Raw genomic sequence first — 5,387 nt, 5'->3', positions numbered from 1 at the left:
AAAACCGATGGATACGTGAACGCGACAAGGGCTTGTGAGGCGTATAAAAATGCGGCGAGAAAATCTAAGCGGCCCGATCATTGGCTTGAAACAAAACGGGCAAAAGCCTATCTAGCATATGTTTCGTCCGTTACCGGAATTCCGGTAACGGGACTTGTGATGATTCGCAGAGGTGGAACACCCGAAGAACAGGGCACCTGGATTCACCCCGATCTAGCCATCGCTTTTGGCACCTGGCTATCCGTGGAGTTCGAATACCAGCTCACCCAATGGGTCAAAGAGTGGGAGCAAAGTCAACGCCCTTCCCCCAAGGCCAATCCAGAAGTGGTTGAGGCACTGCGCCCCGATCAGCCTAGCCCCCATGAGATTGAGTCTGTTTTGGAAGCGGTCTTTGGAAGAGTCGCTGAACCTGCAAGACTCGCCATCGCAAAGTCAAGCGCAATCAAGCGGACCCATCCACAATGGGAAGCCATCATGGGTGATGGCCTCCAAACCCTACCCTCCCTCACCCCTGAAGAACAAACCTATACCCCAACTGAGCTGGGTAAACTGCTAGAGCCTAAGCTGTCAGCCATCAGAATCAACAAACTGCTAGAAGCGGCGGGGTATCAAGAACGCTATCGAACAGCTCGAAATGTCCTGAAGTGGAAGCCCACGGAAAAAGCGAGGGATTTAGCGGTGATAACGCTGGAAGAGAAATCGAATGGCAAGCCCATTGAGTCTTTGCGGTGGAAGTGTTCTATTGTTGAGGTGCTTCTGCCCTTAGTAGCTGAAGTTGAGCAGGCTGAGGCGGTCTGATCCATGACTTTGATGCTGAGCCATTCTTAGACCAAATCGTTACGCTGGGATTGGACGATTGAGGTTCAAGATGACTCAGATTCCATCCTTGACTCAGCAACAGTTAGAACTGCTGAGATTAGCCAAGAAGAACTCTGTGGAGGAACTACGGCTTTCCTATGAGTTTCCAGTGCTGGATGACGATGAACCCCCAAGCGGCCATCCACTGTTTATTCAAGAATTGATTGATCACCATTTCATTCAGGTGCAAATGCAGGGAACCGCTTTAGGTGCTTCCGAGTTTCAGCAAGAAAGCTGGACGGAGTACTGTGAGGAGATTGACTATCCCAGCCAAGCCGATTGGGACAGATGGCGGCAGGGGTTCATCGCCCAACTTAGTGAGGGATTTGAAAGCCTGATGATTCCTGAAAAAATCTTAGGGCAATTCACGAAGGTGTGGATCCGAGAGATTAGTCTTCGGGCTGTTCAGCCGAGCAGTCTGTGAGTGGGGTTTGTGACTGGGACTGCATTTGTATTGGGAGAAATGATTATGAAAACTCACTGTATTCAAAACACTCGTATCTTAAATAATTAACAGCTAATTTAAGTCCAGTTACACCAATCTATTGGCCCATTATGCTGAAAAATACCTGGAAACAAGTATGGCAGGTTCTAAATACAGATATTTCCTGGTCTAGTGCCACACAAGCAGGAGTTGACAGCAGCAAAGCCGTTCTAGAACTCGCCAAAACAATAAACGACAATCGTAATGCTGCGGAGTTAGCTCCTCTCATTGGTCGGATGTCTTCTCTTTTGGATGTGTTGAACAGTCCGCTAGCACAGGTGGCTGGCTCCGCATTACCGTTCATCCCTTTAGCAATAGGACTCTTGAAATTTATTGCTGAACAAACTAAGCAAGAGCCAACTTTGGAAATGAGTGTGGCGTTGGTGAGCCAAGCCGCTTATTTGGAAAGTTTACGAGTATTTTTGAGAAATCCAGAACAGAGAAATGTCTTAGAAAGAGTTGCTGATCAACCTGCATCAGAAAAAATGAGTCAGGAATTGCGGCGATTTGGAAAAGTTTTAGAGCTGAGAGTCGAGGAAGATTCCAAGTTCAAGTTCAAGGTCGAGCCTTTTGACTTGGATGATCGAGAAGCTAAGAGCGTTCTAGTTTGCTTTCATAACTCAAAGCTAGCCCAGATTTATAACTCTTTATTAACGGCACGATTTCAGGATGCAGGACTGGGCAGAGAAGATTCAGACATTTTGACAGAGCGGGTATCTAGGAATACCCATCGTTATTTAAAAGAGAGTTTTGCTGCTGCAAAGAATACAGTGAAATCGCTTACTGGTATTTATGGGGATGGCTGGGTCGAGGACCTGAAGATCTACGAAAGTATCGACCAGTATTTAGAAACCATTGCGGCCAAACCTAAGGAACAAGTATTTGCTGAAAAGTTCACATTTAGAGATATCTATGTTCCTCTTCAGGCTAGAACCGTTGGTAAAAACGGTGAGATTGATAACAATAGTCGACCTTGCGACTTAGAAGGCTGGACTAAAACTTGCTTAGAGGATGCTAATGCACAAAGTCAGGTGATGTTTGTGCAAGCAGGGCCAGGACGAGGGAAAAGCGTTTTCTGTAGGATGTTTGCTGACTGGGTACGGCGAGAACTTCATCCCATCTGGACACCTATTTTAATTCGGCTTCGGGATATTACCATTTTTGAAAAAAATATTGAAGAGACCTTGCAATCTGTGATTGGTTGGGATTTCACAACGGATAAGTGTTGGCTAACGGATAGCAACACACGATTTTTATTCTTGCTAGATGGGTTTGATGAACTGCTGATGGAAGGGCGGACCAGTAGCGGTTTAGAGCATTTTTTAACACAAATTGGCAGATTTCAAGAAGCGTGTGCTGGTAACCCTGAGCGAGGGCATCGGGTGCTGATTACAGGTCGGCCATTGGCACTCCAAACGATTAGCAGCTTTCTGCCCCCTAACTTGAATCGAGTTGCAATTTTACCCTTGACCCCTGACCAGCAAGGTCAATGGCTAGCTAAATGGGAAAAGCTTGTGGGGACAGACAAGGCGAACGACTATCTGAGTTTTTTGAGGGATAACCAATGTCCTAAGCAGGTGAAGGAATTGGCGCAAGAGCCTTTACTGATGTACCTTTTGGGTGCAATGCACCGGGATGAAAAGATAGGGATAAATCTGTTTACTGAGGCCAATCGGGGTCCGACAACGATTCGTGCAAAAATTCTGATTTATCAAAAGTCACTGGACTGGGTACTGACTGAACAGCGGCCAGAATGGCTTAACCGTGATTTGACGGATCTCGAAACTGAAGGGTTAAGACGGATTCTGACTGAAGCAGGATTATGTGTGATTCAGGTTGGGGGAGAAGCTGCCCCAATCCAAATGATTGAAGATCGTCTAAATGAAGATGAGGATGCTTTAAATCTGATCAATTTGGCTCGTGAGCGGCTGCAAAAAGATGCCCTAAGAAATGCTCTGGCAGCTTTTTATCTAAGACCTGCTCAAGGCGAGCAGGGGTCAGTGGAATTCATCCACAAAAGCTTTAGTGAATTTCTGTGTGCGCAACGTCTCTTTGAGATTTGTGAAGCATGGACATTACCGGGACCTATGGGGCGGGGCTATACGATTAAGCCGACCCAAATGGACTGGGAAATATACGATGTTCTTAGTTTTGATAGATTGACGGTAGAAATTGTAGATTATTGGCGGGCATTATTGGAAACCAAAGAGGGTTTTAAAGCTGAGATATTATTCCAGCGACTCGTGGAATTTTATGAGCGGTGGTGCGGGGGTGAATTTATCGATTTATCAATGCAAACCACATTACCCCAAAGAAAAGTTGGGCAATTGAGAGACTATGGCATTCATTTGGGGCAACGCAAAATTGATATTGATGTAGGGCTAAATGTCCTTATTTTGTTGCTGGAGTTGCACTGCTATTCCCAACATACTAAATCCCTCAAACACTTGCACTTCCATCCTTGTGGGCAACCTGAATCTGAAGTATTTGAGAAGACAAGACTACTCAACCTAATTGGTTACAGCCAGTGTCTTAGCATTACAGGCTTTAGAGATACTGTTGGACGTTTTTTACATCGCGCAAACCTCAACGGTGCTGATCTCCACTACGTAGACCTTAGCGGCGCAGACCTCAGTGGTGCAAATCTCAGTGGTGCAAACCTCAGCCGTGCAAACCTCAGCCGTGCAAACCTCAAAAACGCAAAACTTAGTGATGCCAACCTCAGTGGTGCAGACCTTAGCGACGCAAACCTCAGCGACACAGACCTTAGCGACGCAAACCTCAGCGACACAATCCTATTCGACGCAAACCTCAAAAACGCAAAACTTAGTGATGCCAACCTCAGTGGTGCAGACCTTCGCCGCGCAGAACTTTGCCGCGCAGACTTCAGCCGCGTAATCATGATCGGCACAAACCTCCGCAGTGCAAACCTTAGCGATGCAAACCTTAGCGATGCAAACCTTAGCGATGCAAACCTTAGCGGTGCAAGCCTTCGCAGAGCGAACCTTAGCAGAGCAAACCTCATTGGTGCAAATCTCATTGGTGCAGACCTCAGTGGTGCAGACCTCAGTGGTACAAACCTTAGCCACGAACAAGCAAGACAAGCAATACTCTGAAAAACTAACCTCCCCGATGACATTGATAATCTTGCTCCTGATCGATACTGCAATTAGTTCTGAGGAAGGTCAACCTCGTAGGTTCCGATGGAGTGGGTTAGAAAGTCTGATTATTTGTATAGTTCGGCTTAATAGAAGTAATTAATGTATTACTATTTAATTACAATGTAATTATTTTAAGACTATGGCAAAGAAAAAGGCGTCAAAATCAACTAGAGGACGGCCAAGAGGAACGACTAAAGGACGTAAACCTTGTCATAGCATAACCTTCGATAGTGATGTCATAGAATGGATTGATGATATGCCAGGAACTCGGTCCAGTAACGTGAATGCAATACTCCGAGCTGCCAAGCAACTGTCAGAAACCACGAATGTAACAAATAATTAATTACACTGCAATTAAATCGATATTATGATATATTAGTTACACAAGCAAAGAGGACATCTCTTCACCCTCTCGCTACCGCACCTCACAACTCAATCCCCTCGCTGGGTGGCAAGAATACCAGCTTCCGGTCTAGTCGAGCCAGGGAATCGACCGTTTGCTGTAGCAGGCAAACAACCCGCTAACGGGGCTGTTCCTCAGCGAGAGAGGTCAGAGAACGCAGAGCGGGTCTGTCCAATGTTTCTAATCGCTACGCCAGGAGAAATACATGGATAATTCACAGACCATTCTGGATTTGCTTTCACAGATGCAAGCCACGGCAGACGACATCAAACGAACCTGCCAAGAAACGAGGGAACGACTGGGCCAGCAACGACGGTCCATCCATGATCAGGCCCAAGAGGTTCTAGATCGTCGTCCCCTCCTTTGACCGATACGACCTTGTGATCGCAGTACGCCACACCGACGCTACACAAAGCTGCACAACCGATATTCGAGATTCGGCGCAAGGATTGGGCGCAGACCACCACTGCGAGAGTCCCAC

At 46.5% G+C, this 5,387-nt stretch carries 4 protein-coding genes; all 4 read left to right on the top strand.

The genetic code is table 11. From position 1 onward, the window contains the following. Positions 1-798, top strand: a 798-nt coding sequence (locus Q0986_RS19530; RefSeq protein WP_299414622.1) for a KilA-N domain-containing protein, incomplete at its 5' end; no start/stop codon positions are given. A gap of 70 nt (positions 799-868) precedes the next feature. After that, positions 869-1,282 (top strand): hypothetical protein, encoded by a 414-nt coding sequence (locus Q0986_RS19525; RefSeq protein WP_299414620.1) that lies wholly within the window; start codon positions 869-871, stop codon positions 1,280-1,282. Positions 1,283-1,413: 131 nt separating this feature from the next. Continuing rightward, entirely contained in the window at positions 1,414-4,458 is a 3,045-nt protein-coding gene (locus tag Q0986_RS19520; protein ID WP_299414619.1) for a pentapeptide repeat-containing protein, read from the top strand. A 653-nt stretch (positions 4,459-5,111) separates the two neighbouring features. Next, complete coding sequence (locus Q0986_RS19515) at positions 5,112-5,273, top strand: hypothetical protein (protein WP_299414617.1); 162 nt, start codon at positions 5,112-5,114, stop codon at positions 5,271-5,273. Positions 5,274-5,387 lie beyond the last annotated feature (114 nt).

This window comes from Acaryochloris sp. IP29b_bin.148 (genome assembly GCF_028285565.1).
Classification (GTDB): Bacteria; Cyanobacteriota; Cyanobacteriia; order Thermosynechococcales; family Thermosynechococcaceae; genus Acaryochloris.
The sequence above is the reverse complement of the archived record's forward strand: the minus strand, read 5'-3'. Positions and strand labels throughout refer to the sequence as shown.

Coding starts and splice junctions, on each gene's coding strand:
- Q0986_RS19525 (WP_299414620.1), top strand. CDS start 869: ATGACTCAGATTCCATCCTTGACTCAGCAACAGTTAGAACTGCTGAGA.
- Q0986_RS19520 (WP_299414619.1), top strand. CDS start 1,414: ATGCTGAAAAATACCTGGAAACAAGTATGGCAGGTTCTAAATACAGAT.
- Q0986_RS19515 (WP_299414617.1), top strand. CDS start 5,112: ATGGATAATTCACAGACCATTCTGGATTTGCTTTCACAGATGCAAGCC.